Origin of the sequence: Kribbella hippodromi (genome assembly GCF_039531045.1) — a bacterium.
Lineage (GTDB): Bacteria > Actinomycetota > Actinomycetes > Propionibacteriales > Kribbellaceae > Kribbella > Kribbella hippodromi.
Genome location: NZ_BAAAPH010000018.1, coordinates 58,369 through 84,370, shown reverse-complemented (window position 1 = coordinate 84,370; position 26,002 = coordinate 58,369). Strand labels below are relative to the sequence as shown.

Annotated in this window: 22 protein-coding genes; 14 read left to right on the top strand and 8 right to left on the bottom strand. The window is 68.0% G+C overall.

Annotated features, from left to right (window positions below; translation table 11 throughout):
* The first annotated feature begins 38 nt into the window (after window positions 1-38).
* The 8 genes from ABD260_RS25850 to ABD260_RS25820 all read left to right on the top strand — a co-directional run bounded on the left by ABD260_RS25850 (window position 39) and on the right by ABD260_RS25820 (window position 7,644).
* Window positions 39-1,673 carry a TadA family conjugal transfer-associated ATPase gene (locus ABD260_RS25850; RefSeq protein ID WP_344237262.1) on the top strand — a complete coding sequence of 545 codons (1,635 nt, stop codon included), beginning with the start codon at window positions 39-41 and terminating at the stop codon, window positions 1,671-1,673.
* A complete protein-coding gene (locus tag ABD260_RS25845) occupies window positions 1,670-2,506 on the top strand; it encodes a type II secretion system F family protein (RefSeq protein WP_344237260.1) in 837 nt (278 codons plus the stop codon). Before ABD260_RS25850 ends, ABD260_RS25845 begins: the two co-directional genes overlap by 4 nt.
* Window positions 2,507-2,557: 51 nt before the next feature.
* Complete coding sequence (locus ABD260_RS25840) at window positions 2,558-3,277, top strand: type II secretion system F family protein (RefSeq protein ID WP_344237258.1); 720 nt, start codon at window positions 2,558-2,560, stop codon at window positions 3,275-3,277.
* A gap of 711 nt (window positions 3,278-3,988) precedes the next feature.
* A complete protein-coding gene (locus tag ABD260_RS25835) occupies window positions 3,989-4,168 on the top strand; it encodes a DUF4244 domain-containing protein (protein WP_344237256.1) in 180 nt (59 codons plus the stop codon).
* A 323-nt stretch (window positions 4,169-4,491) separates the two neighbouring features.
* Window positions 4,492-5,343, top strand: coding sequence for a TadE family type IV pilus minor pilin (locus tag ABD260_RS25830; RefSeq protein ID WP_344237254.1), 852 nt, complete (start codon window positions 4,492-4,494; stop codon window positions 5,341-5,343).
* Window positions 5,340-6,098: an Rv3654c family TadE-like protein gene (locus ABD260_RS37645; RefSeq protein WP_425553391.1), complete on the top strand. Its 759-nt coding sequence runs from the start codon at window positions 5,340-5,342 to the stop codon at window positions 6,096-6,098. The genes ABD260_RS25830 and ABD260_RS37645 overlap by 4 nt, the downstream gene beginning before the upstream one ends.
* A 184-nt stretch (window positions 6,099-6,282) precedes the next feature.
* Entirely contained in the window at window positions 6,283-6,903 is a 621-nt protein-coding gene (locus ABD260_RS25825; protein ID WP_344237252.1) for a response regulator, read from the top strand.
* 180 nt (window positions 6,904-7,083) lie between these two features.
* Window positions 7,084-7,644 (top strand): hypothetical protein, encoded by a 561-nt coding sequence (locus tag ABD260_RS25820; RefSeq protein ID WP_344237250.1) that lies wholly within the window; start codon window positions 7,084-7,086, stop codon window positions 7,642-7,644.
* A 252-nt stretch (window positions 7,645-7,896) separates the two neighbouring features.
* Here ABD260_RS25820 and ABD260_RS25815 read toward each other — a convergent pair whose 3' ends face one another.
* From ABD260_RS25815 to ABD260_RS25780, 8 genes are all read right to left on the bottom strand, one after another.
* Window positions 7,897-9,144 (bottom strand): CehA/McbA family metallohydrolase, encoded by a 1,248-nt coding sequence (locus tag ABD260_RS25815; protein ID WP_344237248.1) that lies wholly within the window; start codon window positions 9,142-9,144, stop codon window positions 7,897-7,899.
* 144 nt (window positions 9,145-9,288) lie between these two features.
* Window positions 9,289-10,530 (bottom strand): ABC transporter ATP-binding protein, encoded by a 1,242-nt coding sequence (locus tag ABD260_RS25810; RefSeq protein WP_344237246.1) that lies wholly within the window; start codon window positions 10,528-10,530, stop codon window positions 9,289-9,291.
* 67 nt (window positions 10,531-10,597) lie between these two features.
* On the bottom strand, window positions 10,598-11,419 hold the full coding sequence (locus ABD260_RS25805; protein WP_344237244.1) for a carbohydrate ABC transporter permease: 822 nt from the start codon (window positions 11,417-11,419) through the stop codon (window positions 10,598-10,600).
* A complete protein-coding gene (locus tag ABD260_RS25800; protein WP_344237242.1) occupies window positions 11,416-12,354 on the bottom strand; it encodes a carbohydrate ABC transporter permease in 939 nt (312 codons plus the stop codon). The genes ABD260_RS25805 and ABD260_RS25800 overlap by 4 nt, the downstream gene beginning before the upstream one ends.
* Window positions 12,354-13,790 carry an extracellular solute-binding protein gene (locus tag ABD260_RS25795; RefSeq protein ID WP_344237240.1) on the bottom strand — a complete coding sequence of 479 codons (1,437 nt, stop codon included), beginning with the start codon at window positions 13,788-13,790 and terminating at the stop codon, window positions 12,354-12,356. Before ABD260_RS25795 ends, ABD260_RS25800 begins: the two co-directional genes overlap by 1 nt.
* Window positions 13,791-14,428: 638 nt before the next feature.
* On the bottom strand, window positions 14,429-15,208 hold the full coding sequence (locus tag ABD260_RS25790; RefSeq protein ID WP_344237238.1) for a hypothetical protein: 780 nt from the start codon (window positions 15,206-15,208) through the stop codon (window positions 14,429-14,431).
* Window positions 15,209-15,537: 329 nt separating this feature from the next.
* On the bottom strand, window positions 15,538-15,930 hold the full coding sequence (locus ABD260_RS25785; RefSeq protein ID WP_344237236.1) for a hypothetical protein: 393 nt from the start codon (window positions 15,928-15,930) through the stop codon (window positions 15,538-15,540).
* A 36-nt stretch (window positions 15,931-15,966) separates the two neighbouring features.
* Entirely contained in the window at window positions 15,967-18,276 is a 2,310-nt protein-coding gene (locus ABD260_RS25780; RefSeq protein ID WP_344237234.1) for a DEAD/DEAH box helicase, read from the bottom strand.
* 173 nt (window positions 18,277-18,449) lie between these two features.
* On the opposite strand from ABD260_RS25780, the gene ABD260_RS25775 reads away from it, so the two are divergent.
* The 6 genes from ABD260_RS25775 (at window position 18,450) to ABD260_RS25750 (ending at window position 25,703) form a co-directional block, all read left to right on the top strand.
* Window positions 18,450-18,809 carry an STAS domain-containing protein gene (locus ABD260_RS25775; RefSeq protein ID WP_425553390.1) on the top strand — a complete coding sequence of 120 codons (360 nt, stop codon included), beginning with the start codon at window positions 18,450-18,452 and terminating at the stop codon, window positions 18,807-18,809.
* 237 nt (window positions 18,810-19,046) lie between these two features.
* A complete protein-coding gene (locus tag ABD260_RS25770) occupies window positions 19,047-21,347 on the top strand; it encodes a sodium-translocating pyrophosphatase (RefSeq protein ID WP_344237232.1) in 2,301 nt (766 codons plus the stop codon).
* Between the two features lie 199 nt (window positions 21,348-21,546).
* Window positions 21,547-22,698: a DUF4142 domain-containing protein gene (locus ABD260_RS25765; RefSeq protein WP_344237230.1), complete on the top strand. Its 1,152-nt coding sequence runs from the start codon at window positions 21,547-21,549 to the stop codon at window positions 22,696-22,698.
* Between the two features lie 275 nt (window positions 22,699-22,973).
* Window positions 22,974-23,966 (top strand): ABC transporter ATP-binding protein, encoded by a 993-nt coding sequence (locus tag ABD260_RS25760; protein WP_344237228.1) that lies wholly within the window; start codon window positions 22,974-22,976, stop codon window positions 23,964-23,966.
* 1 nt (window position 23,967) lies between these two features.
* Entirely contained in the window at window positions 23,968-24,732 is a 765-nt protein-coding gene (locus ABD260_RS25755) for a hypothetical protein (protein ID WP_344237226.1), read from the top strand.
* 182 nt (window positions 24,733-24,914) lie between these two features.
* Window positions 24,915-25,703, top strand: a complete 789-nt coding sequence (locus tag ABD260_RS25750) for a DUF2785 domain-containing protein (RefSeq protein WP_344237224.1) — start codon at window positions 24,915-24,917, stop codon at window positions 25,701-25,703.
* Window positions 25,704-26,002 lie beyond the last annotated feature (299 nt).

Genomic DNA, 26,002 nt, shown 5'->3' with positions numbered 1-26,002 from the left:
CCGACCTGCACCAGCCCCGATCAACCAAGGCGGCCCGCATGCTCACCCCACTCGCCAACCGCACCACCACTGCCGACGTCCCACCGGACCTCCTGGACCGAGTCCGCACCACCCTCGCCCTGACCGGTGCCGCCCCAACGCCCACCAACGTCGCAGCCGCCCTCCGTGCCGACGGCACCGTCTGCGGCGACGCAATGGTTCTCGCAGTAGTGACAGCGCTCCGCAGAGAAGCCCTCGGCGCCGGCCCCCTCGACACTCTCCTCGCCGAACCAGGCGTCACCGACATCCTGGTGAACGGCCCCGGCGAGGTCTACATAGACCGCGGCCACGGCCTGGAGCTGGTCCCCATCCACACCGGCGACGAGCCATCCATCCGGCGCCTGGCCACTCGCCTGGCCGCCGCAGCCGGCCGCCGCCTCGACGACTCCACTCCCTACGTAGACGTACGCCTCTCCGACGGCACCCGCTTCCACGCCATCCTTGCCCCCATCGCCTCACCCGGCACGTGCTTGTCGCTTCGAGTCCCCGCCCGCCGAATCTTCACCCTAGAAGACCTCATCGCCGCCGGCGCCCTACCCGAAGCCGGCGCCACGATCCTCCAAGACCTGCTCGACTCCCGCGTCGCGTTCCTGATCAGCGGCGGTACCGGCACCGGCAAAACGACGCTGCTCAACTCCCTCCTCTCCCTCACCGACCCAGACGATCGCCTGGTACTCGTAGAGGACGCCAGCGAGCTACACCCGGCCCACCCGCACGTGGTCCGCCTGGAAGCCCGCCCACCCAACATCGAGGGCTCCGGCGAAATCTCCCTCCGAGACCTGGTCCGCCAAGCCCTCCGCATGCGCCCCGACCGCCTAGTAGTAGGCGAGGTAAGAGGTCCCGAGGTAGTTGACCTCCTGATCGCCCTGAACACAGGTCACGAAGGCGGCTGCGGCACCATCCACGCCAACTCCGCCGCCGACGTCCCAGCCCGCCTGGAAGCCCTGGGCGCCCTGGCAGGCCTCCCACAACAAGCCATCCACAGCCAAGCCGCCTCCGCCCTGCACGCCGTAATCCACCTGACCCGAACCCCCACCGGCCACCGCCGAATCTCCGAAATCCACACCCTCACCAAATCCCCCCAAGGCCCCCTGACCACCCACCCCGCCGTCACCTTCCACCCCGACAACACCCTCACCCTCCACCCACCCGCCCACCTCTTCACCACCCGCACACCCACCGACCTCGCCCAAGCCGACCTCGCCCAAGCCGACCTCGCCCAAGCCGACCTCGCCCAAGCCGACCTCACCCAAGCCGACCTCACACGGCCCCTCGCCACCCGCCCAACCACGCACCCAGCCCAAGCCGACCTCACCCGGACCCTCGCCACCCGCCCACCACGATCCCCCACGCGCCCGACCACCCCACCTGTGCGCCCAGGAACAACGAACCCCGCAACCGCACCCCGCCAGCCCGGCCCGCCACGCCCCACAACCCCACCCACCCAGCCCGGCCAGCCCCGCCCCGCAACCTCACCCACCCAGCCGGCCGCACACCCCACGACCCCAGCCGCGCATCGCTCAGCCCCCTACAGCCTCCCCAACGCACCCGCTCCTGCTACCCCAAGCTCCGCCCCGCCCGCCGCGCTCGCCGCACCTCACCTTGCGCCAACCGCATCGACGCGTACCCGATGACCGCCCCATTCCTCGCCGCCTTCCTAGCTTTCCTGACCTGCACCCTCGCCTTCCCCTCCCGAACCTCCAGCCTCCACCGCCTGAACCCCTCAAAGCGCCTGCCACCAACCTCCGCGCCACCGCCAAATCCCCACCACTCCCAGCGAAAACACCTCTGGACCCGACACCCCCAAGCCTGGCTCCTCGCCCCACCAGCCCTCCTGATCACCGCACTCCTCGGCTCCCAGGCCATAGCCATAACCCTCGCAATCGCGACAGTTCTAGCCCTAGTAGCGACCCAAAGAGCCCGCCACCAGCAAGAGAAATCCGAAGCATCCCGCCGCACCCAAATCATCGAAGCCCTGGACGTACTAGCCGCAGACCTATCGGCCGGCCGCCCACCAATAGCCGCCCTGGAAGGCGCCGCCTCCATCAGCCCAGACCTGGAAGTAGTCCACGCCGCAGCCAAACTCGGCGCGGACGTCCCCACCGCCCTCACCCGAGCGTCAACCACCCCCGGCGCCTCAAGCCTCCGCGCCCTAGCCGCCGCCTGGCGAGTAACCGAACAATCCGGAGCCGCCTTCGCCACCCTCACCGAACGCCTGGCCAACTCCCTGAGATCCGACGAAGCCATCCGCCGCCAAACAGAATCCAGCCTCGCCGGCGCCCACTCCACCGCCCGTCTACTGGCAACCCTCCCCGCCTTCGGCATAGCCCTCGGCTACGCCCTAGGCGCCCACCCCCTCACCTTCCTGACCGCCACCCCACCCGGCTGGCTCTGCCTGGCAACAGGCCTGGCCCTAACCGCCACCGGCCTCCACTGGACCACCCACCTAGCCAAACCACCCACCTAGCCAAACCACCCACCTAGCCATGCCACCCACCTGACAACCCGAGCCTCGATCGTGCCCAGTCTCCTCGCCGCCACAGCCGTTGCCCTAAGCACCTATCTACTGATCCCACCGCGCCCCGACCTTCGCCGCCTGACCCCACCCCAGTCCCGCACCCCACGGCGACCCAAACCCCCACGCCCCATCCGCCTAGCAACCATCGCGGCCTCCCTGATCACCCTCCTCCTGATCGGCCTCCCCTGGGGCGTACTCCCAGCTGCCCTCGTGTACTACGCCATCCCGAAAGCAATCTCCCGCCTGGAACCAACTGCCACCAAACAACGCAACGCCCAACTAGCCCGCGACCTCCCACTCGCCATCGACCTCCTGACCGCCTGCCTCCGAGCCGGCCGCCCACCCCAACACGCCCTGACCCTCGTAGCAGAAGCCCTCCCCGGCCCCTTGGCCGACATCTTCACCCAGATCGCCCACCACCTGGCCCTAGGCGCCGACCCCGCAACAGCCTGGTCCCGCCTACGCGCCGAACCACCCTGCGTACCCCTCGCCCGAGCGATAACCCGCTCCCTCCGCTCCGGCGCCCCACTCTCCAAAACCCTCGAACACCTCTCCGACGAGTCCCGCCGTACCCGCCACCACACAGCCGACCAACAAGCCCGCTCCGCCGAGTCCCGAGCAGCCCTCCCACTAGGCCTCTGCTTCCTCCCTGCCTTCGTCCTCCTCTCCATCGTCCCCACCGTCGCCGACGCCCTGATCCCCGCCTTCCTCAACCCCTAACCGCTAATCCACAACCCAAAAGTCATCACCAGCAAGCCCACCCAACAACGGCATGTTGTCAACGAGCCCACCCCGCCAGCTCACCCAGGAGCCCAAATGCCAACCCAGAAAGTAGCCCAAAGCAACAACCCCCACACCACCGACCGCCCCACCACCCCCACCCCAACCCACCACCCCAAGTCCCCCAACCACCCAACGGTCCTCGACCACCCCACGGCCCCTGACCGCTCCACGGCCCCTGACCGTCCCACGGCCCCTGACCGTCCCACGGCGCTCGACCGTCCCACGCTCCCTGACCGCTCCACGGCCCCTGACCGCTCCACGGCCCCTGACCGCTCCACGGCCCCTGACCACCTCACAGCCCTCGACCGCCCCACGCTCCCTGACCACCGCACGGCGCTCGACCGCCCCACGCTCCCTGACCACCGCACGGCGCTCGACCGCCCCACGGTCCCCGACCACCGCACGGCCCTTGACGACCGCACAGCTCTTGACCACCGCACAGCCCTCGACAACCCCACGGCGCCTGACCGCTCCACGGTCATCGGCCACCCAACGGCCGCCGATCACCCCGCCGAGCGCGCACCCGCCTTGGACCCGCCCACCAAGCCGGCCAGGACGAACGCACTCGAACACCTGCAACTCCGCGCCACCCCGCGATGCCGCCACACGAGGACCTTCGCCTCACTGAAACCCCGCATCCTCCGACCCTTGCGCCTCCGCACGGAACGCGGCGCCGCCACCGCCGAGTACGCCGTCACCATCGTCGCCGCCTGCACCATCGCCGGTGCCCTCGTCGTCCTCCTCAGATCCCCCGCAATGTCGAATGCCCTCAAGGCCATCATCAACTACGCCCTGAAGATCGCAGGCGTGGACGGCGTACACCTCTGACCCGCAAGTCCCCCAAGCAGGCGACCGGTCGGCCCACCCCTCCCGGCCGGTCGCCACCCCTCCAAGGAGCCCCCATGCCCGCCCGCTTCCCACCCACCACCAACCCACCCACCACCAACCCACCCCGCACCACACCTACAACCGACCCCATCCACAACCCCGCACCCGCCCACGTACCCACACCCCTCGCCAACCCCGCACCCGCCCACGCACTTGCATCTGCCGAGGCGCCTGCGCCCGTCCACGCATGTGGGCATGCGGACGTACTGACCGCCGCCCACCTACCCGCGCCCGAGGAAACATCTCTCCCTGCCCACGACCTCGTGTCCGCCTCCGCGCCGGTGCCCTTGAATGCGCCAGCGGACGCGCATATCGCGGCCACGTACGTGCTCGCCGATACACCCAAGCCCGCCGAGGTACAGACTGCGTCCTACGTACCCAAGGACGTGCCTTTGCCTGTGCCTGTGCCTGGCGATGTGCCGGTGCATGCGCTTCTGCTGGCGGACGCTCGCGCCGACGACGCACCAACTCCCGCGTACGTGGTATCCGGCGCCGAGCTCACCGATGTGCCCGGCGCAGCTGACCGACTGAACGCATGCGTCGACATCGCCAACCGTGCCTGCGTCGACGATGGTGGGTTCGGCCAGCAAGACGACCGCTGTCCACAGCAGCACCAGCGTGTGCGTCAGCAGCTCTGCTCTACCGGCGTTGGTCGCGTACGCCCTGACAGCCGCAGCCGCAGCCGCAGCCGCGGTCGCAGTGGTAATGGTAGTTGCGGCCGGGATGTGAGTCGAGGGCGCCTTTCTCATTGCGGGTCTACGGATCGGGGTGAGCGTGGTGCTGTTACGGCTGAGTTCGCGATTGTTCTTCCGATGCTGTTGTCCCTTCTTCTGTTGGGGGTCTGGGCTATCGGGTTGGTGGTTCTGAACCTGCAGTGCATTGACGCTGCTCGGGACGTTGCGCGTGCGGTGGCGCGCGGCGAGTCGCCGGAAGAAGCGCAGGCCATTGGTCAACGTGCGATTCCCGGCGGCGCGGTCGTCGTCACACGTGATGGATCGGACGTGCGCGTGACGGTGTCCGCGGTGCCCAGCCGTACGCCACCGCTGCTTGGGCGACTGTTCGCCCCGCGCCTCACCGCGACCGCTGTCGTTCAAGCTGAACCGGAGACCCAATGAGCCAGCGCACTAAGGCAAGTCGGCGCGGCGACCGGCGCTGTCGGAACAACCGGTGCGACCAACGGCGCCGCCGGAGCGAACAGTGCACGTCCAGCGAACAGTGCAGGTCGAGCGGACAGTGCAGGTCGAGCGGACAGTGCAGGCCGAGCGGACAGTGCAGGTCGAGCGGGCGGTGCAGGTGGAGAGTACGAGTTGGGCGATTTGTATGGAGCGGGAAGGGTGTGCGGAGTTTGCGGGGTGAGCGTGGTGGTGTGACTGTGCTTGCGGTCTTCGCTTCGGTGCTTCTTATGGGGGCGCTTGGTGTGGCTGTGCTGTGGGCGAGTGTCTCCACTGCGCGGCACAGGGTCGCGGCGGCGGCTGATCTGGCTGCGCTTAGTGCTGCGCAGGCTCTGGTTACCGGTCAATCGACTGCGGCGGTTGGATCGGGGCCGCTGGAGGGAACTGCTCGTGGCGGCGCTGCCGGACGAGTGGGCGCTGATGAGTCCGCGGGTTTGCTGGGGTCTGGCCGCGATCTGGGGATCGGGGCGGATGGGGTGGTGGCCGAGTGGTCAGGGATGGGCGCCGGGGGCGGTGGAGGTGGAGGTGGAGGTGGCGAGCCTTGTGAGGTTGCGGCGCGGGTGGCTGGGATTAACGGAGTGCGGCTTATTGGTTGTGCTGTGGAAGCGGGTGCTGTGACGGTGCGGGTTTCGGTGCAGGTTGAGCTTCCGGTGGGGCGGGTGTCGCTTGATGCCAGTGCTCGCGCGGGGCCTGTGTGAGTGGGGTTTGCTGCGGTGTCAGCAGGCGTGGTGCAGGGTGGGTCGCGATCTGGTCGCAATCTGGTAGAGATGCCGCGTTGATGTGGACGTGGTGTGCGAGCGCGCTCCATGATCTGGAACCGAGTACTGCTCATCTTCCCGGACGTACTTCCCCGGCGCCCGGACGGTTACCTCGGAGGCTCGTTTGCCCGACCGGATTCGGCTGCTGCTGGTCGATGACCAGATCCTCAACAGAGGCTTGCTGCGCAGCGGTCTGGAACGTGAGCGAGATCTGGAGATCGTTGCCGAGCTCAACCGTTCCGACGATGTGGTGGGTGCGGCGAAACGGCATCGGGCGAACGTCGCGCTGGTCGACGCGGCCGGACCGGGGAACGACAGCATCACGGTCACGACGAAGCTGCGTACGTCGATGCCGGAGTGCCGGGTGGTGATGCTGACGACGTACGGCCGGCCGGTGCATTTGCGGCGGGGGCTGGACGCCGGCGCGAAAGGGTTCGCGCTCAAGGGGAGTCCGGCGCCGCAGCTGGCGGATGCGGTGCGGCGGGTGCATCTTGGGCTGCGGGTGGTCGACGCGAATCTTGCGGCTGAGAACCTCAGGTACGCCGAGACGCCGCTGAACGAAGGCGAGACCGACACGCTGCGCGCGGCGCGCGAGGGCGGGTCGGTGGCGTTGATGGCGAAGAAGCTGGAGGTGTCCGAGCGGGTGGTGCGTACGCGGTTGTGGTCGGCGATCGGGAAGACCGGAGCACGTACTCGGTTTGATGCGGTGCACATTGCTGAACAGAACGGATGGTTGCTCGACTGATCTGCCCGGACACGCAAGCTCTCGCCCGTCATGCCGAGCTTGCGGGTTGCGCGAAGCGGTTCATGCGACGTGGTGGGTTGCTCGGAGCGGTTCGCGCGAGGTGGCGGGGTTGCTCGAAGCGGTTCATGCGACGTGGTGGGTTGCTCGCGGTGGGTGGGGGTGGGCGGGCAGACTGGGGGGATGGTTGAGGTGCGTGGGCGGGTCGTTGTGGTTGACGCGGCGAATGTTGTTGGTTCGCGGCCGGACGGGTGGTGGCGGGATCGGGTGGGGGCGGCTCGGCGGTTGCTGAGTCGGCTCGTTCTGCTGCAGGAGCAGTTGGCGGATGTGGAGATCGTTGTCGTGCTGGAGGGTGCAGCTCGGCGGGCGGTTGCTGGGGAAGATGCGCCGGAGGTTGGGCGCGTACGGGTGGTGCTTGCCGAGGGCTCTGGTGACGACACGATCGTTGAGGTCACGAGGTCGGCGGTGACGCAGACGGATCGCGCCGATGACAAGACTCGGTCGCATCACGCGGATTCGGTTGGTGACACGGCTCGGCCGGAAGGCGCGGATCTGGCCGGCGAGACGGCTCGGTCGGACGGCGCTGACCGGGCTGGTGACAGGGCTCGGTCGGACGGTGCTGATCCGGTGGAGGTTCTGGTTGTGACTGCGGATCGGGGGCTGCGGGAGCGGGTGGAGGCCGTGGGGGCTGGTACGACGGGGCCGCGTTGGTTGCTTGAGCAGCTGGATGGGTTGCCGAGCTAGCACACCTGGAAGGTCGCGGGGGTGGGCTCGTGGGTGCGTGGGCTGGGCTAACGGGTGCGATGAGCTGGCAGATGCGCTTGGCGGGGTGGGGATGTGCGGTGGTGGGGTGCGCGTGGTGGCGGGGTGCGGTGGGCTGGTGGGGGTGCGCGTGGCGTGGCGTGGCCTGGCGGGTGCGTGTGGTGAGTGCTGCGGGTGGTTGGCGGGGTGCGGTGCCGTGGTGGGGGGCGCGGGGTGTGGTGGGGTGCGGGTGGGTTAGGTGCAGGTGGAGAGGATTTTGCCGGTGTGGGTTATTAGGAGGTGGGGGCCGGGGGTGGCGGGGAGGTGGGCTTCTGGGGTTCGGATGGGGTGGCGGGTGCCGGTGGGGGTTATGACGAGGGCGTTGGGGGCGTTGAGGGCTACCAGGTGGTCGTCGGCGCGGACCAGTACGGGGGCGGTGTAGGACCAGGAGAGGGCGGTTCGGCCGGCGGTTAGGGCTTCCAGGGTGGCGGTGGGGAGTTCGTTGGGGCCTTCGGCGGAGGCGTCTACGGCTACCCAGGTGGTGGGGGAGCCGGGTGGGGTGGGTGAGCTGGGGTTGTGCCAATCGCTGCCGCCGATGGGGGTGGTGCCTTCGAGGCCCCAGGCTTGCCACCAGGCGACGGGGCCGCCCCAAGTGTGGTCCAGCCAGGAGGAGTGCCAGATCTCTGCCAGGGGTGGATGTTCGGGGAGCGAGTGGCGCCAGGAGCAGTCGCCGCCTAGCGGGTGGTTGATGGAGAGGAGACCGCCGCGGCGGGCGACCTCGGAGACCCAGGTGGCGGCGGGGCGGCGGAAGTCGATTGGGCCGATGGGGCCGAACGCGTTCGCGTGGCCGGTGTCGGTGGTGACTTCCTGGCCGGGGATCAGGCCGATGCCGAACTGTTTGCTCAACGCTGGGAGTTCGGCGTGATGGGCGACGGTGTTGTGGTCGGTGACGGCGAGTACGTCGAGGCCGGCTGCGACGCCGAGGGCGGCCAGGTTCGCGACTGGGGTGGAGCCGTCGGAGTGCAGGGAGTGGGCGTGGAAGTCGGCGGCGATCCACTTCAGGCCGGCGGAGGCGGGGAGCGTACGGCGTGGTGGGCGTGCGGGTACGGCGATCGCGGCGGTTGCGTCGGTGTACTCGCGGAGGCCGGGGATGTCCGTGACCGGGCCGGTGACCGCTTCTACCAGGAGTTCGACGCCTTCGACGGGGAGGCGGTGGAGGCCTAGGACGATTGACCAGGTGCCTGGCTCGAGTTCGCCGGGTACGTAGCCGGGGGTGGCGGCGTCGGGGGTGATCGCGAAGGTTTGGCGGGCGCCGCCGGACCAGCCGCGCCAGGCGGTTGCGCCTTCGCAGCCCAGGTCGATGACGGTGCCGGGTACCGGTGGGACGGTGAGGGTGACGAGGAGGCCGGGGCAGTCCGGTGGGATGTCGACCGGGAGGGAGTGCCAGACGGATTCGGCGCGGTCGTCGAGTGTCCAGCGTCGGCGGTACGAGGTGACAGCCATGGGGTCGGCTCCAGGCGTGGTGCGATCGGGTGGCTCGGCTCGGCGAAGTGCGGTGGTGGGTGGAGATTGCGGGTGGCGGAGTCGTGCCGTGCCGTGTGGGTTGGTCGGACACGGACCGGGTCGTGCGGTGCGTTGGTGCGGTGGTTAGGGGACTGGGGTTGGTTGGTGGGTTAGGAGGTCGCCGGTGTCCTTGGTGTACAGGAGGACTCGGGTGGGTGGGGCGGTGAGGGTGACCGGGGTGCCCGGGGCCGGTTCGGTTTCTTCGGGGACGGTGACGCCGATCAGGGTGCCGTCGCAGTCGACGGTGACCAGGGATTGGGTGCCGAGGTTCTCGGCGACGACGACGGTGCCGCGGAGGGCGGGGCCGGGGATGTCCGACGTGGTCAGAGTCAGGTACTCGGGGCGGATGCCGACGGTTACCTCTGCGCCGGCGGGGGTGGAGATGGTTGTCGCGGGCAAGGAACCGCCGGCGACTGAAACCACGCCTACCGCTCCGTTGGCTGAGCCGGAAGCGGCGACGACGGAGGTGGGGGATGCCCCGGCGGAAGTGACTGCCCCGGCGGAAGTGACCGCCCCGGCAGAGCTGGAGGCGCCGGCGTCGGTGGGGTGATCGGCAGCCGGAGCAGGGGCGCCGGCGGACGTGGTGACTGTGCCGGGGAGGAGGTTCATGGGGGTGGAGCCGATGAAGTTGGCTACGAAGGTGTTGGTGGGGCGGGCGAAGACTTCGCGCGGGGAGCCGAGTTGGCGGAGCTTGCCGGACTCCATGACCGCGATCCGGTCGGCGAGGGCGAGGGCTTCGGCCTGGTCGTGGGTGACGAAGACCGTGGTGATGCCGAGGTCGCGCTGGAGTTTCTTCAGGAACGTCCGCGCCTCGAGCCGGAGCCGGGCATCCAGGTTCGAGAGTGGTTCGTCGAGCAGCAGGACCTTGCCTTCGGAGGCGATCGCGCGGGCCAGGGCGACGCGCTGTTGCTGGCCGCCGGAGAGCTGGCCGGGCTTGCGTTCGAGCAGGCCCTGCAGCGACAGTTCGCCGGCGGTACGCTCCGCGGTTTCGGTACGGGTGGCAGCGGCGACCCGGCGTACTTTCAGCGGGTACGTGATGTTCTCCGCGACGCTCATGTGCGGGAAGAGGGCGTAGTCCTGGAAGACCATCGCGACTCCGCGCTTACCCGGTTCCGTTCGGGTGACGTCGGTGGCGTCGATGCGGACGGTGCCTTCGGACGCGGTCTCCAGGCCGGCGATCGTCCGCAGCAGGGTGGTCTTGCCGCAGCCGGACGGCCCGAGCAGCGCGAAGAACTCGCCGTCGGCCACGTGCAGGTCGAGGCCGTCGACGGCGCGTACCCCGTTCGGGTACACGGTCGCGAGGCCTTCGATGTCGATGCCCGCCATCAGCAACCGATCCTTTCTTGCCCAGACAGGACAGACACAGTAAGGACAGACACAGACAGGACAGACATCAGCTCTTGATCCCTCCGTGGAAACGGAACCCGTAACGCGAGTTCACCAGCAGGTACAGCACGACGACCGGGATCGAGAAGAGCAGTGAGAACACCGGCAGGACCTGCAGGTTCACGCTGCCGCCTTCGTCGGTGAGGGTCTGCATCAGCACCGCACCGGGCTGCTTGTCGATCGACCGGATCAGCAGGAAAGGCACCAGGAAGTTGCCCCACGAGTTCACGAACGCCCAGACCATGATGGTCGCGAGACCGGGCCGCGCGACCGGGAGTACGACGTCGCGCAGGATCTGCCCGGTGGACGCGCCGAAGACCCGGGCCGATTCCTCGTACGACTTGGGTACCGCGTCGACGAAGTCCTTCAGGATGAAGATCGCCGCCGGCAGCAACCCACCGGTCATCACCAGCGCGACGCCGAAGCGGGAGTCGATCAGCCCGAGCTGGAACATCATCACGAAGATCGGCACCATCGCCGCGGTCCCGGTCACCACCGATGACAGCAGCAGCAACCCGTACAGCAACGCGTCCCGTCCCGGAATCCGCACCCGGGACAGCGCGTACGACGCGAGCGCGGCGAACGCGGTGACAGCGATCGCGGTGGTCACGCAGATGAGCAACGAGTTGACCATCGAGTGCAGCGCGTACGGGTGGTCGAGCGTTTTGCGGATGTTCTCCAGCGTCCAGTCCGGCCAGCGCACCCCGAGACCGGGGTTCTTGTCGAACGGCGCCGACGCGATCCACAGCATCGGTACGGCGAAGAATAGGGTGATCGCGCAGATCAGGACGTAGAACCCGATCCGGCGTACGACGTACCCGGGCCTCATGCGCGCCTCCGCAGCAATCGCAGGTAGACCAATGAGACCAGCAGGTTCGCGATCAGCAGCAGGAACGAGATCGCCGACGAGTACCCGAGCTCACCGCCCTGGAGCGCGACGTTGTAGATGTAGACCGGCACTGTCTCGGACTCGTGGTTCGGTCCGCCCTTCGTGAGCAGGAACGGCGAGAAGTCGTTCGCTGTCCACAGGGAGATCAGCAGCGTGTTCGTCAGCACATGCCCGCGGATATGCGGGAACACCACGTCGCGCAGCGTCTGCCAGCCGGACGCGCCGACCATCCGCGCGGACTCGAGCTGCGACGGCGGTACGGCCTGCAGCGCCGACGAGTAGAGCATCATCGAGAACGCCGTACCGCGCCAGGTGTTGAACACGACGAGGCAGATCATCGGGTAGTCGATCAGCCATGCGGTACCGGGCGTACCGAGCAGGCTGTTCAGCGTGCCGCCGTCCCGGTCGTAGAAGGCGACCCACAGGTACGCGACCACCGTCGACGGCAGAATCCAGGCGAGCAGCGTGAGACCTTCGACGGTACGGCGCACAGCCGGCCGCGTACGCCGGAGAATCCAGGCCAGCGTGAAGCCGAGGATGTTCTGCCCGATGATCGCCGAGCCGAGGACGAACAGCATCGTCAGCCAGAGCGCGTTGTGGAAGAGCGCGTCGTTCAGCGCCTTCGTGTAGTTGGACAGCCCAACGATCGACGGTGACACCGCCTCGACGCCGGTGAGCCGGTAGTTGGTGACGCCGATGTAGATGGTCCACAGCGCGGGGAAGATCAGGAACGCGCCGATCAGTAGCAGGGCGGGCGCGACGAAGCCGAGGGCCCGGCCGACGCCGAGGCCCGCGACGTCCCGCGCGGGTCCCCGGGCCGGTCCACGTCCCGGTGCCGGTTTCGCGGGCGCCGGAGGTGCGGAGGCGGAAGTCATCAGTTACTGGCGACCTTGTCCTTGCCGCCGACCGCTGTCTCGACCGCCTTCTGGTACGCGGCCGCGGCCTGGTCGGTGCTCTTCCCGCCAACCACGTCCGCGGTGGCCTGCTGCAGCGCGGCCGACACCTTCGGGTACTCGGCCAGGCCTGGACGGTACTGCGTGAGCGGCAGCACCTTCTCCGCGACGAAGCTCAGCATCGGATCGCTCTTCAGTACCTCGCTGTTGACGTCCGACCGCTGGGTGATCTTGGCGGCGCCGTCCAGCGACTCCTTGACCATGGTCGCGGAGTTCATGAACTGCAGGAACTCCCAGGCCTGCTGCGGGTACTTGGTGTTCGGGTTGATCACGGTCGCGCCGCCACCGGACATCGAGACGAAGTCCTGGCCCTTCACGCCACCGCCCGGCTTGGCGGCCGGGATCAGCGCATAGCCGACCGCGCTGTCCCGGTCGGCCATCTTGGCGACGCCCTCCTTGGGCTCGACCACACTGCGCCAGAAGTAGTCGCTCTCCAGCAGGATGCTGATCTTGTTCGCGGCGAACTCGGCGAACGACTTGTCCCGGCCCTTGGCCTCTCGCTGCAGTACCGGGTCGCCCAGCCCGGTCGAGTAGACCTGGTGGTAGAAGTCCAGCACCTGGCGGAGCTGCGACGTGTTGCCGAGCCATTTGCCGTCGGCGTTCACCGTGGTGCCGGTGCCGACGAGCAGCGGCAGTACGCCCTGCATGGTGGTCGCCTCGCCCATCGCCGTACCGGCGTTGATCTGGATCGGGGTGACCCCGGACAGCTTCTTCAGTGCCTGGCCTGCGGAGATGATGTCGTCCCAGGACTTCGGCTGCCAGTCCGCGGGCAGTCCGGCCTGCTGGAACAGTTTCTTGTTGAAGTACAGCACGCGGCCGTCCGTACCGCCGGGGACGCCGTAGCGCTGGCCGTTGTAGCTGCCGAGGGCCTGTACGGACTCCGGGATCTGCTTCCAGCCGTCCCACTCGTCCACCTTGCCGGCCGCGCCGACGGTGTCGGTCAGCGGCTTGATGTAGTTCGCCTGGGCGAACTCGCCGACCCAGATGCCGTCGATCTGGAACAGGTCCGGGCCGGACTTGTTCGACAGGTCGAGGGAGAGCTTCTGCTTGTAGACCTCGTCGTCGGAGCCGTCGCCCTGGAACTTGACGGTGACATCGACGCCCTTGCCCTTCTGGTCGGCGACGAACTTCGGGATCAGCACGTCGGAGATGAAGGTCGCGCCGGCGCTGCTCTTGCCGCCCATGACCGAGTTGGAGCCGAACGTCAGCTCGACCTTCTTCGCCTCTGCGTTCCGGTTCGCGTCCTGCCCGCCGCTGTCGCCGGAGCCCGAGCCGGACGAGCCGAGACAGCCGGTGAGCAGGGCAAGGGCCGCGGCGCCGAGCACGCCGGCGGTGGTCACCCGGGAAAGAGATCGCATCAACGCTCCTAGCGAAAGTGGTCCACAAGGCCGGTCGAAAAGAGTGCGAAGAACAGTGAAGGTCAAAGATTGGCACTCCCCGGCGACTATGTGAAGACTTTTTCCCAACCCGATGGCGAACGTTGTCAGGGGCTTACGGCAACGACCGGTCCGGCTGTCAAGTCGCGATCCCGCCTGACGCGTTGCGGAAGAGTTAAAGGATGCTCAAGGTTCCATGGCAACAGGTAGTCGAGTAGATACAGAACGTGATCGGCGGAGGTAGCGTCTTGCCGACCGGTTCAGTGGATCGGAGGTGAACGACATGGGACTACTGCACGGAGTTGCCTGCCTTCTCGACGACCTGCTTGATCACTGCCATCACTGGTGCTGGTGGTGATCGTGGCCGCCTGGTGACGGCTGCCGGCCGGACGGTCTCGCGGTGACGACGACTCAGGGCTCCCGCTGACGCGCAAGCAGCGGGGAAACCGAGAGCCATCCCCGAGCATCGAGCGACCGTCGGGCCGGCTCACCAGGCAAGATCACGAAGCCAAGACAACGAAACAGCAGTGTCGGTCCGAAAACAGAAACGGCCGGCCCCGACGATGTCGGGGCCGGCCGTCCTCTGTTGGGCACTGGGCCCGGTTGGGATCCTCCTTGGATCAGCGCTGCGCCAGCTGCATCATCTGCTTCGGCAGCTCGGTCATCTGGGCCGGGATCGGCACCTGCGGCCGGACCAGCTGCAGCAGGCTGGCCGCCGCGCCCGCGATCGGCAGCGGCAGGGCCAGGCCCAGCGATGCCAGCAGCGCGTTCACGAGGGCCAGGACGGCGCCCAGGATGTCCAGGCTCGGTACCGGCAGCCCGGCCCAGGCCTGGATCGGCGTGCCGGCGGTGCTCATGCTGCCGGTCGGTTGTGCCTGCTTGGCCTTCCCCTTGCCAAGCAGCGAGGTCAGGGCGAGACCACTGGCGGCGTTCACGAACGTGCCCGCGCTCTCGTCGTAGCTCCACTTCTGGCCGTCACCACTGCGGCACGGCAGCACCAGGAGAGGCGCGGAAGCCGGCACCTTGGCCACGTCCGCACCGCTGTCCAGGCAGGCACCGGTCGAAGCAAGGGCGCCACCGACGCTCTTGCTCATCGCGACCTGCAGCTGGCCGGACTTGGTGTAGATCCACTCCTGGGTCTTGCCTTCCTTGCCCGGAGCACAGGCCATCATGACCGCCATCGGAACCTTGTCCGCGGTCACGAAGGTCAGGCAGTACCGGGTGTCGGAGCGGGTGGCGATCTGCTGGGCCACACCGACCTTGACGGCCTGGGACGATGAACCGGACGACGAACCGCCGGATCCGGGGTTCGCGGCCTGGGCCGGGATGGCGGTGGCCAGCGCCACGCTGACCGCCAGTACCACCACGCCGGTGCGGCTGAACAGCTTACGGATGATCAAGACAACCTCCAGAGGTCGTGCTTTCTCAGAGCGTCAGGTCGTCGGGACCACGTGGCGCGAGCCGAAATGCCGGCAGTGACTCAGCGCGACGTTGACGCCACAACCAGTAAGGCACAGGTCGGACCGGGGAGGTTATGCCGATTCCGCGAAACTTGATGCCAATGGCAACTAACTGCCAGCCCGAAGTCGTTGCGCAAGGCATCGAAATCGGGCTGCTGGGCCACTGTGCTGGTGCCGTGTCGTGGCTGTGAACTGTTCGAGATCCGCCGTCCCCGCCTGGTGATTCGGGTACATCGCCGCGTCGGCTGATGCCGGAGGCAACAGAGTTGTCAGTGCGGCTGATGGGTCTGCCGGTGCTCCTCGGCGCTCTCGTCCGCCCCCGCCGGCAGGTCCGTACGAGCCGCGTCCGCGCGCCCTTCGTCCAGCCGGCTGTCGTCGCTTTCCGTGGTCAGCTCCGGAGCGGTGTCACTGTGTGTGACCTGGTTGCGGAGGTCGCGCATCTCCTTGCGCCGGCGGTACGTCCGGCCGAGGCCCTTCTTCAGCAGCCAGACGCCGACCACCAGGCAGGCGCCGGCGAGCGCACCGAGGAAGAACACCGTCGGTACCGCGACGCCGAAGTCGACGCCGAAGACCTCCAGCTTGGTGGACGCGGTGGATGACACCGATACGCCCAGGCCGAACAGCACGGCAAGGACGACCAGGACGATTCCGAGTACGGCCATGGCAAGCTGCCTTTCTGCCGGCGGCGGGCCGGCCTTTCAGGCCTCACTGCTCAGAAGTGCGGTGAGCAGCACTACCGCGCCGCTCTTGTCGAGTGGGTTGTTCTGGTTCCCACACTTGGGTGACTGTACGCACGAAGGGCATCCCTCTGTGCAATCACAGTGTGCAATCGCCTGGCGTGTCGCCGTCAACCACTCACGCGCCGCCGCGTACCCGTGGTCGGCGAATCCGGCGCCGCCCGGGTGGCCGTCGTACACGAAAACGGTCAGCCGGCCGGTGTCCGCATGCCGTGCGGTGGAGACGCCGCCGATGTCCCAGCGGTCGCAGGTGGCGAAGAGCGGCAGCAGGCCGATCGACGCGTGCTCGGCCGCGTGCGCCGCGCCCGGTACGTCGGCCAGACCCAGACCCTCGACAACACTGTCCGGCACCGTCCACCACACCGCTTTGGTCCGCAGGGTGCGCTCCGGCAGGTCCAGAGGCTGTTCGTCGAGTACGTCGCCGGTCGCGATCAGCTTGCGCTGGTAGGAGATGACTTGGCTGGTCACCTGGACCCAGCCGCGGGACAGTTCCGCCGTACCCCAGGTGCATGTCTCTTCGGTGGCGAGGATGCCGATCTCGGTGACGTCCCGCGCGAAGGTCGTGTAGTCCGGTGAAGCCGGCTCGACGACGGCGGCATGCTCTTCGAGATCCAGCGATCGCACCAGGTACGACTCGCCGCCATGTACGTACACAGCACCGTCGTGTACGGACGAATGCGCCGAGCCGCCATCGACGGTACCGAGCAACCGTCCGGTCCGGTCCTCGACGATCTGTACTGTCTTGCCGCCGGCCGATCGGATGTCGATGGCATCGACGGCGCGCTCCCGCCGGGTCCAGAACCACCCGTGCGGGCGCTCCCGCAGCAGTCCCTGCCGGACGAGTTGGGCGATCACCGTTTCGGTCGTACGCCCGAAGATCTCGAAATCGGCCGCGGTCAACGGGACCTCCTGCGCGGCAGCGCACAGCTGTGGTCCGAGGACGTACGGGTTCTCCGGGTTGAACACTGTTGCCTCTACCGGCCGCCCGAAGATTGCACTCGGGTGCCGGACGAGGTAGGTGTCCAGTGGATCGTCCCGTGCGATCAGCAGTGCCAGCGCGTCCCCACCGGCTCGTCCGGCGCGACCAGCTTGCTGCCAGAGGGATGCGCGCGTTCCAGGCCAGCCAGACAGCAGTACCGCGTCCAGGCCGGCAATGTCGATGCCAAGCTCCAGGGCGTTGGTTGCAGCCACTCCAGTGAGTTCACCGCTCTGCAGCATGCTCTCGAGCCGTCGGCGCTCCTCCGGGAGGTATCCGGCCCGGTACGCCGACACCTGGTCCATCAGCGTGGGGTCCACCTCGGCCAGGTTCTCCCGGGCGGTCATCGCAACGGACTCTGCGCCACGGCGGGAGCGGACGAACGCGACAGTGCGAACACCTGTGATGACCAGGTCAGTGAGTAGGTCCGCTACCTCCGCTGTAGCCGACCGACGGACCGGTGCGCCGTTCTCGCCATGCAGAGAGGTCAGTGGCGGCTCCCAGAGCCCAAAGGCGACGCCGCCTCGTGGAGAACCGTCCTCCGCTACCTCCACCATCGGTAGCCCAGTCAGACGCTCGCCAGAGACGGCCGGCTCAGCCACAGTTGCTGAAGCGCAGACGAACACCGGATGTGCCCCGTACTGCGCACAGACCCGCCGCAACCGCCGCAGTACGCCGGCCACATGTGCACCGAAGACACCGCGGTAGTGGTGGCACTCGTCAACCACCACGTACTGCAGGCAGCCCAAGAAGCGCGCCCAGCGTTGGTGGTTGGGCAGTACGGACCGGTGCAGCATGTCCGGGTTGCTCAGCACGTACGTCGCGTGGTCGCGCGCCCAGTCCCGCTCCGTACGCTCCGAATCCCCATCGAGAGTCGTCGCCCGCAGACCAGGCACTGTGTACGACGAAACAGCACGGAGCTGGTCATGGGCCAGCGCCTTCGTCGGAGACAGGTACAACACTGACGCGGTCCGGCGATGGGGCGATGCGGCCTGCGCGATGCTCAACGTCGCGAAGGCCGGCAGCAGGTACCCGAGTGATTTGCCCGAGGCAGTACCGGTTGCGACGACCACATGCTTCCCCGCGTACGCCGCTTCCGCCGTGGCGATCTGGTGCGTCCATGGAGCCGTGATGCCCGCGTCGCGCAGCTGGCCGAGCACCTCGTCCGGCACCCAGCGCGGCCAGGCACAGGTCTGCCCGAGCCGTGGCGGCACGGTCTCGACATGCGTCAGCCGCTCGTCCCGCCCGGCGGCCAGGCGCTTCAGGACGGCCGCCGCCTCACCACCCGCACGCATGCGGCGAGCCTATGTCCAGCCAAGGACAGTTGCCTGCCCGAGTGCCCACTGAGTGCCGGCTGAGAATGCACGCGCGGATGCACACGGCATTTTCGGGGCGGGAATCGACTTCGGTCGGGCGAGATGAAAGAGTTTTCGGCAACGGGTCTCACTCACGGTCCGTACATGGTTGAATGCAGCAGTTCACGGGATCGGAGGCCGAAGTGGATCTGTCGCTGACCGCGCGCGCCGAGGGCGGGCGCACCGTCATCGAGGTGGCGGGGGAGATCGACGTCTACACCGCACCGAAGCTCCGCGAGAAGATCGCCGCGCTCGTCGACGAAGGGAGCCACGACCTCGTCATCGACCTGGAAGGCGTGGAGTTCCTGGACTCCACCGGCCTCGGCGTCCTCGTCGGCGGACTGAAACGGGTGCGTACCCACGACGGCTCGCTGTCCCTGGTCTGCACCCAGGAACGGTTGCTGAAGATCTTCCGGATCACCGGGCTGACGAAGGTCTTCGACATCCACCCCGATGTCGCTTCCGCTATCTGAACAAGTGAAAACGTATCCCTGTCGCTACGTTGGGTGACGGTAGCGCTCAGGTTTCGGCACACCTCTTGCCGTTTCGGCCCGGTATGGCGTAGACCACCCTGTCGTCAGGTCTGGTCGGTCACCCGTTAGAGTGACCCACCGCGTCAGACCCCTGGCGCTGTGTCGTATTTTCCCAACCCTTCGGTTGCGGCAGACGGGGGCCGTCAAGCCCGGACGGGTTGCCTACAAGGAGGACGGATGTCCGCGCTGCTTGCTGCACAAGCGGTGGATCTTTCGTCGAGCAACACCACACTGGTGATCGTCGTCGGAGTGATCGCGATTCTCGCGGTCGCGATCGCGATGGTCTTCCGGGGCCAGGTGCTTGCCGCGAACGATGGCACCGAGAACATGAAGACGATCGCCGCCGCGGTCCAGGAAGGCGCCTCGGCGTACCTGAGCCGGCAGTTCCGGACACTGTCCGTCTTCGCCGTGGTCGCCTTTCTGCTGCTCTTCCTGCTGCCCGCCCACGGTAGCAACGAGACCACGCTGAAGATCTTCCGATCGGTCTTCTTCCTGGTCGGTGCGGGTTTCTCCGCGCTGATCGGCTACCTGGGCATGTGGCTCGCGACCCGCGCCAACGTCCGGGTCGCCGCGGCCGCGCGGGACGAGGGCCGCGACCCGGCGATGCGGGTGGCGTTCCGGACCGGCGGCACGGTCGGCATGGCCACCGTCGGTTTCGGTCTGTTCGGTGCCGCGCTGGTGGTGCTGCTCTTCAAGGGTGACGCCCCGACCGTGCTCGAGGGCTTCGGTTTCGGTGCCGCGATGCTGGCCATGTTCATGCGGGTCGGCGGCGGTATCTTCACCAAGGCCGCCGACGTCGGCGCGGACCTGGTCGGCAAGGTCGAGCAGAACATCCCCGAGGACGACCCGCGGAACGCCGCGACGATCGCCGACAACGTCGGTGACAACGTCGGTGACTGTGCCGGTATGGCGGCCGACCTGTTCGAGTCCTACGCCGTGATGCTGGTGGCCTCGCTGATCCTGGGCAAGGCCGCGTTCGGCGAGCAGGGCCTGGTCTTCCCGCTGATCGTGCCGGCCATCGGCGCGCTCACCGCGGTCGTCGGTGTCTTCCTGACCCGGCCGCGGACCGGTGAGAACGGCCTGCGCACGATCAACCGTGCCTTCTACATCTCGGCGGTCATCTCCGGCGTGCTCTGTGCGGTGGCGGCGTTCGTCTATCTGCCGGGGAGCTTCAAGGACCTGACCGGCGCGGCCGGTACCTCGATCGCGAACACCAGCGGAGACCCGCGGCTGATCGCCACCGTCTCGGTGATCATCGGCATCGTGCTGGCGGCCGTCATCCTGGCCCTGACCGGTTACTTCACCGGGACCGAGGACAAGCCGGTCAAGGACGTCGGCAAGACCTCGCTGACCGGTGCGGCCACCGTCATCCTGTCCGGTATCTCGGTCGGCTTCGAGTCCGCCGTGTACACCGCCGTGGTGATCGCGGCGGCCGTGTACGGCGCGTTCCTGGTCGGTGGTTCCGGCGTCGTCGCGCTGTTCGCGATCGCGCTGGCCGGTTGTGGTCTGCTCACCACCGTCGGCGTCATCGTCGCGATGGACACCTTCGGCCCGGTCTCCGACAACGCGCAGGGCATCGCCGAGATGTCCGGCGACGTCGAGGGCGAGGCGGCCCAGATCCTGACCGAGCTGGACGCCGTCGGCAACACCACGAAGGCGATCACCAAGGGCATCGCGATCGCGACCGCCGTACTGGCCGCGACCGCGCTGTTCGGCTCGTACACGGACGCGATCCGGACCGCGCTGGCGGACAACTACGCCAAGTTCGAGGCGGACGCGCTGGTGTTCAACCCGGGCACGCTGGTCGGCCTGATCCTCGGTGCGGCCGTCGTGTTCATGTTCTCCGGGCTGGCCATCAACGCGGTCGGCCGCGCGGCCGGCGCCGTCGTGTACGAGGTGCGCCGCCAGTTCCGGGACATCCCCGGGATCATGGAAGGCACCGGCAAGCCGGAGTACGGCAAGGTCGTGGACATCTGCACCCGCGACTCGCTGCGTGAGCTGGCCACCCCGGGTCTGCTCGCGATCACCGCGCCGATCGCCGTCGGCTTCGGTCTGGGTGCGCCGGCGCTGGCCGGTTACCTGGCCGGTGCGATCGGCGCCGGTACGCTGATGGCGGTCTTCCTGGCCAACTCCGGTGGTGCCTGGGACAACGCCAAGAAGCTGGTCGAGGACGGCAACCACGGCGGCAAGGGCTCGCCCGCGCACGAGGCCACCGTCATCGGTGACACCGTCGGTGACCCGTTCAAGGACACCGCCGGCCCGGCCATCAACCCGCTGATCAAGGTGATGAACCTGGTCTCGGTGCTGATCGCCCCGGCCGTCGTCGGCTACTCCGCGATCGGCAACAACACCAACACCGCGCTGCGGATCATCATCGCGGTCGTCGCGCTGGCGATCCTGGTGGTCGCGGTGTACATCTCCAAGCGCCGGGAGTCGGTCATCGCCGACACTCCGGCGGAGGCGAAGGCCGCGGCCTGACCCAGTAGCACCACCCGAAACGGCTCGCCGGCTGGACCGGCGGGCCGTTTCGTCCGTCGGGACCCGAGGGCGTGCGTCTGGACCCGGAGCGCGTGTCGTTTTAGTGTCGTACGGACGACAGGGGGTAGCCGTGCCTTCTTCCCGGCGAACGACGACGGTGTTGCTGCTGATCCTGCTAGCGGCACTGGTGGGGCTCCCAATGGCAGCACAACCGGCGTACGCGGCCACTCCGCAACCTGATCTCGACTATCTCAACCGCGCACACCAGCTGAACCTGACCATCATCCGGGCCGCACAGCTGGCGCAGACCAACGGCCGGAGTGCGTGCGTACGCAAGGCGGGCGCCCAGCTGGAACGGGACCATCGCCGCCTGTCCGCGCAGGAGCTCGCTGTAGCCGATCGACTCGGTCTTGGCCTGGTGGCGATCCCGTCGCTGGCTGAGCGACAGCAGCTCGACGCACTGACCGCCAAGGGCAAGACAGCTGCATTCGACAACGCTTGGCTGGTGTTCCAGCGCCAGGAGCACCAGCAGTACCTGACGCTGATCGGAGGCGACCTGCCGCAGGCAGCATCGCCCGCAGTGGAAGCTGTCGCGAACGGTGCCAAGCCAGTAGTCGAGATGGACCTGCGGCTGGTGGCCGGTCCCTGCCGCACGGCGTCCGGCACGCCGGTCGTACCTACTGGTGACGGCGGGCAGGTGGCAGCCGCACAGCAGGCCCGTTCGCGTACGGCGGTGGCGCTGCTCGCTCTGGGCGTACTACTCATTCTCGTCGGCAAGGCGATCTCCGTACGGCGGCGTGTCGTTGGAGTTGCCGCACTGGCGATTGGACTCGTACTACTCTTCGGAAAACAACCACCTGATACAGGCGACGTACCAAAGGCAGGACCGGCAGCGGAAGAGCGTGAAGCGGCCGTACCGCCCGTGCGGCTGAAACTGCCTGGTGTGCTGACAGCTGCTGTACAGCCAGTGGCTACCGGCGGCGACGGCCGGTTGCAGCTGCCCGGGTCAGCGGCCGACGTGGGGTGGTGGGCGGCCGGTGCGGCGCCCGGATCGGCCGGCGGCACGGTACTACTGGCGGGCCACATCGACACGACTCGCGGACGCGGTGTGTTCGCCGCATTGCCTGATGTACCGGTCGGTGCGCGAGTAGCGGTGACAGGCGGCGACGGAGGCGTGCACTGGTACCGGATCGTCTCACGTCGTACGTACGCGCAGAATGCCCTGCCGGCGGACCTGTTCAGCGGCGCGGCGAAGCCCCGGCTCGCGCTGGTGACCTGCACCGGCTCGTACGATCGCGCCACCCATCGCTACAGCCAGAACCTGGTGCTGTACGGCGTACCGCTCGACTGAACCGCCCGGTTTCGCGATAAACCCGGGCCCTTCCGCGCCGAAAGTCCGGCCCGCATCGACTTTCGGCTGATGCGCGGCCGCGGCGCATAGGGGAGGGTCGGGGTTGTGGTCAGGGCTTTAACCGATGGCAGCCGCGCGGCGGGGGACGGAAGAATCAACCCACGGGTGGACACACCGGTTCCGCCCGAGGTCCGATGCTTCCGGCCCAGGTGACCTCGATACTTGTTACCGACAGTCCACAACACCAGGTGCGCCACCGAACGAGGAGTACGGCGATGATCGAGGCAAAGGGCCTCACCAAGCGATACGGCGCGACCGTTGCCGTTGACAACCTGTCTTTCGAGGTCAAACCCGGCAAGGTGACCGGCTTCCTCGGCCCGAACGGGGCCGGCAAGTCGACCACCATGCGGATGATCCTCGGGCTCGACACCCCGACGTCCGGCGAAGTCACCATCGACGGGCAGCGCTACCGCGACCTGCACAAGCCGCTGACCAAGGTCGGCGCGCTGCTGGACGCCAAGTGGGTGCACCCGAACCGCTCGGCCCGCGCCCACCTGACCTGGATGGCGGCGTCCAACAAGCTGCCGAAGTCGTCGGTGGACAAGGCGCTCGACATGGTCGGCCTGTCCGCGGTCGCGAACAAGCGGGCCGGTGCCTTCTCGCTGGGTATGTCGCAGCGGCTCGGGATCGCCGGCGCGCTGCTCGGTGACCCGGAGGTGCTGCTCTTCGACGAGCCGGTGAACGGCCTCGACCCGGAGGGCATCGTCTGGATCCGGACCTTCATGCACAAGCTGGCCGACGAGGGCCGGACCGTGCTGGTCTCCAGCCACCTGCTGTCCGAGATGGCGCTGACCGCCGAGGAACTGATCGTCATCGGCCGCGGCAAGCTGATCGCGCAGAGCAGCACCCAGGAGTTCGTCGACCGCGCCAGCGGCACCACCGTCAAGGTGCGGACCCCGCAGCTCGACCAGCTGGCCGGCGTCCTGAACCAGCAGCAGCTGGTGACCCGGATCGAGGACGTCGAGGACCAGGGCAAGGTGCTGTTCGTCGAGGGCGACCTGACCACCGACCAGGTCGGTGAGGCCGCCGCCGCGCACGGCATCGTGCTGCACGAGCTGACGCTGCAGCGCGGTTCGCTGGAGCAGGCGTTCATGCAGATGACCGGTGACTCGGTCGAGTACCACGCGCACGACGAGGTCGCTGCCGTGACCCAGCTTGCCGCGCCATCGGGTTCCGAGGTGGCCGCGGGTCCGAAGGAGGACAACTGACATGTCGGTGATCACTGTCGAGCGGATCAAGCTCTTCTCCACCCGCTCGCCGTGGTGGTGCATGATCGTCGCGGCCGTGCTGACCGTCGGGTTCGCGGCGCTGACGACCGGCTTCCTCAAGGGTGACGAGGAGCGGCAGGCGACGATCTTCATCACCCAGCCCGGCGCGCAGCTGAGCCAGATGGTGATGATGGTGATGGCCGCGCTGGCCGTCACCACCGAGTACCGGTTCGGCACCATCCGGACCAGCTTCCAGGCCGTCCCGCAGCGGGCCGCGCTGCTGCTCGGCAAGACCGCGGTGGTCGCGTTCCTGTCCGGCATCATCGGCCTGATCGCGTCGTTCGGCGCCTGGGGCGTCGGCAGCCTGTTCGCCAGCAACGCCGACCTGGCCATCAAGACCGGGGCCGAGTGGCGGCTGCTGGCCGGTCAGGGTCTGGTGTTCGCGATCTCCGCGGTGTTCGCGGTGGCCGTCGGCATCCTGATCCGGCAGAGCGCCGGTGCGATCGCGATCCTGATCCTCTGGCCGCTGCTGGTCGAGAACCTGGTCAACCTGATCCCCAAGATCGGTGACGACCTGGCCCGCTGGGCGCCGTTCGCGAACGGTTCCTCGTTCCTGAACCAAGGGCAGGACTTCGGCCTGGCCGGTTCGAACGCGGGCGCGGGCCAGTACGCACTGACGCCGTGGTGGGCCTTGCTGTACTTCCTCGGCTGGGCGGTCGCGCTGATGGCGGTCGCGTTGTTCTCGGCGAGCAAGCGCGACGCGTAGTAACCCGAACCACCCCGGTCGGAGTTGAGGGGCCCTGACCGGGGCACGGGGCCCGGCCGGGCTGAGGGGTCCTGGTCGCGACGGTCCGTGGCACATCTGGGCAACCGGATGAGCCACGGGCCGTTTCCCATTCCGGACCCCGGGGTGGCGCCTGGCCCCGGCAAACGCTTACGGTGCCGCGCATGACCGATTGGGCGCAGGTCCGCGACTCCGGGTACGAGGTCCCCACCGACCGGCCGCTGGACGTACTGGTGGCTGAGCTGGTGGCGATGCTGCGGTCGCCGGATCCGGTCGTCCGGGACCGGCAGGCGTACTTCACGCTGGCGACCTGGATCGAGCGTGGCGTGCTGTCCACGGGGCAGCTGCGGGCGCTCGGCGACGAGATGGTGGCGCGGTTCGCGGACAGCGAGGTCCAGGCGCGGACGTTCGCCCCGCTGGTACTGGACGCGATCGTGACCGCCGGCGTGTTCGAGCCGAGCTGGGTGCCGCCGTTCGAGCGCTGGTACGTGGCCGAGGCGGACCTCCGCGGGTACGACGAGAAGCTCGGCTGGCTGCACGCGGTGGCCCACGGCGCCGACCTGCTCGGCACGCTCGGGCTGCACTCCGCGGTCGAGCCGGTGCAGATGCTCCGGCTGGGCATCGGCCGGCTGCTGACCCCGACGGAGTACGCGCTCAAGGACCTGGAGGACGACCGGCTCGGTTACGCGCTGGCAGCTACCCTGACTCGTACGGACCTGAACGATGAGGACGTCACGGGCTGGCTCGATCCGGCTCTGCGGGCGCTGTCGAATCCACCGGTCGAAGGGATCAGGCCAGAGGTCACCAACACGATTCGTACGCTGCGGGCCCTGTACGTGCTCGCGGATCACGGGGTACGGGTGCGCGACCGGATCACCGTGATCCCACGGCGCGACCAGGTCAAGACAAAGCTGGTGGACGTTCTTCGCGTCGTCACGCCGTACTACTTCTGAACATCGTGGACGAAGGCAACAACCCGAAGTCTGACACCGGCCCCGACTTTCGTCTGGTTTTTCCCTGAAAGCTCCCCTAGGCACGGCATGTCGCGCGCCAGGGCGGAGTACAGGTGGTTTCAGGTGGCAGTGAAGGCCCCGTCCGTGACAGGGTTCTCTGCTGGCAGGCCATGGCCCCCTCCCATGGTGGTGCCAACGCCACTACCGGAGTAGTGCCAACACCATCAGATCTGGTCCTCGGCGACGTTAAATTTTGAGTGACGAAAGCCGTCGGGGCGCAGTAGAGAGGGACCATAGAA